Here is a 2,402-nt window from a genome sequence, read left to right on the forward strand (position 1 = left end):
GGTGGGGGCGGGGCGGTGGGTCCAGGTGTGGGTGCGGGGGCGGGTGCGGGGGCGGGTGCGGGTGCGGGTGCGGGGGCGGGTGCGGGTCCAGGTGTGGTCAGTCTCGTTTACAGATGCGGTCCAGGAGATTGGCGGTGGCCCGCTGGACGCGTGGGTCGACGTGACCCGGACGGTCCAGGGCCGGGGACCAGGCGAACGTCCCGGACGCGAAGACCCAGGCTCCGGACGGAGCCCGGTACAGCGACGTCTCCTGGTGGCGCCGGGCGCCGTCGACGTCGGTGTACGGGCTGTGCGCGAGCAGGACCCGCTCGTCGTGCTCGGGAAGCGCGGTGCGCGGGAAGTAGCGGTCGGCCTCGCCCGCGACCAGGTCCTCGATCTCATCGCCCTCGTGGGCGCCGCTGGCATCCCAGAGCCAGTGGTCGGCGTTGCGGACGATCATCGGGTGCGGTTCTGGGACGCGGCCGGCGTACTGGATGCCGAGCAGTTGCTGCTCCGGGCGGTCGATCTCCCGCCACAGCACCGGCCGGCCCGGGCCCCGGCGTTTGCGGCAGGTCAGCAGCCGGTCGGGGGCGCCGGACGGGGAAGGGGCCAGCTCCACCTGCCAGTACATGGTGTTGGCGGAGAGGAAGACCAGGGACGTGCCGTGCTCGCGGGCCAGCTCCGTGGTGCGGCGCATGGGGGCGGACCAGTACTCGTCGTGGCCCGGGAACACGAGGCCCCGGTAACGGGTCGGGTCGACGCGGCCGGAGTGCAGGTCGCGGGCGTCGGCGTAGGCGAGGTCGTAGCCGTAGCGCTCGGCGAAGCGGATGAAGTCGTAGGCGTGGCCGACGTGGAGGGGAAGACCGGCGCCCGCGTACGGGCGGTCGAAGGAGACGGTCGTCGCGGCGTCCGCCTCCCCCAGCAGCCGGCCGTCGTCGTCCCAGGCGTGGTAGAGGCTGGCGCCGGTACGGCCGTCCTCCGGGTAGAGGTTGTACGCCTGCCAGGTGATGTCCGGCAGGAGGAGGAGCAGGTCGGCGGGGTGCCTGTCGCGCACCGTGAAGGGCACGTGGGAGCGGTAGCCGTCGGAGGTGGTGAGGACGGCGACGTACGCGCCGATGTTCCAGTACGACGGGATCTGCAGCCGCCAGGACAGCCACCAGTGGTGGCAGGAGACCGTGCGGTCGGCGGTCAGCGGCGGGGGCTGGACGATGCCGGACAGCCGGGGACTGGTGGTGATCTTGGCGGCGCCGTCACCGCCGTAGTGGCCGATCCGGTAGACGTCGACGCTGAATTCCTGGGGCGGGTCGACGGTGACGTGGAAGTCGATGGCCTCACCGGGTGCGGCGGCTCCGGTGGCGGTGAAGCCCTTGATCTGACGGCGGACGTCGTCGGCGGCGCGCGGACCGCTCCCGTCGATGCGCCGTCGGGGATTCGTCGGGCCGGGTTTGGCGTCCGGGTCCGGTACGGCGTCCTGGTCCGCGTACCAGGGGACGACCTGGCCGGTGTCGCCGAAGTACGTCTCGCCGCCGCGCAGCCAGGGGACGGGCCCCTGTCCGAAGGGGTCCGTCACGGCGTGCGCGAGTGCTCCCGACTCCCAGCGGCGAATCTGCTCGGGCCCCATGGGACAGCCCCCTCCCTCGTGCCCCCGTGGTCGTGCGTATGACTAACGCCCTTGCCATGTGCGCGATCGGTCCCAGCACATCACATTTCGCGCGTGTGCTGTCACTGTTCGTTGCGAAGTGGCCGAAAGTGGAATCAGCGATTCCGATATGGCGGGCCCGTGCACCGGGCCGCCGTCAGCCATCAGCCGTCAGCCATCAACCGTCAGCCGTCAGACCAGGCGCACCGGCTTTTCCGGGCGTATACCGAGCTCGGTGATCCAGTCACGCAGGGGCCCCGGGTCACCGGTCTCCACGAGGCTGCGCACGCGGGGGCCCAGGTCCGCGGCGCGGACGCCGTTGACCAGGAGGGACGGTCCGTCGAGCCAGTCGAGGCCGGGGGCCGCACCGGCGGTGTCCATCGCCGCGCAGCACACCATCGCCGTGATGTGGGCGGTGAGGATCTCGCGGCCGGTGCGCGGGGGCTGAAGCGGGAGGAGGGGGAGGGCACCGTCGTCCCAGAGGGCGGTGTCGGGGCCGGCCGGTCCGGCGGCCGCCCCGGAGGCGGAGGGCTGTGCTCCGGCCGGCTGCGCCCGCGCCTCCTCGCGGGACAGCTGGGCACTGAGCCCGGCAGCCAGGGCGGCGCCGCGCACGGTGGTGCCGGCGAGGTCGTCGTCGTCGGCTGCGGCGCGGTGGTCCGGGACCGAGTGCTCGCCACCGGGGAAGTCCTCGTCGCCGTGGTCGGAGTGAGGGGGGCGAGGGGTTCGGGCGGCAGGGGCACTCTGAGCGCCGGGGGCGTCGGTGGGGGCGCCGGCCCCGGTGCCG

Annotated in this window: 1 protein-coding gene and 1 pseudogene; both read right to left on the reverse strand. The window is 73.4% G+C overall.

Annotated elements, in window-relative coordinates; genetic code table 11:
• Positions 1-97 precede the first annotated feature (97 nt).
• Entirely contained in the window at positions 98-1,600 is a 1,503-nt protein-coding gene (locus tag ABEA26_RS18925) for a N,N-dimethylformamidase beta subunit family domain-containing protein (RefSeq protein WP_345593735.1), read from the reverse strand.
• Between the two features lie 210 nt (positions 1,601-1,810).
• Positions 1,811-2,402 (reverse strand): annotated as a pseudogene (locus ABEA26_RS18930) (hypothetical protein); the annotation flags it as partial.

Origin of the sequence: Streptomyces marokkonensis (assembly GCF_039539045.1) — a bacterium.
GTDB classification, from domain to species: domain Bacteria; phylum Actinomycetota; class Actinomycetes; order Streptomycetales; family Streptomycetaceae; genus Streptomyces; species Streptomyces marokkonensis.

Coding starts and splice junctions, on each gene's coding strand:
- ABEA26_RS18925 (WP_345593735.1), bottom strand. CDS start 1,600: ATGGGGCCCGAGCAGATTCGCCGCTGGGAGTCGGGAGCACTCGCGCAC.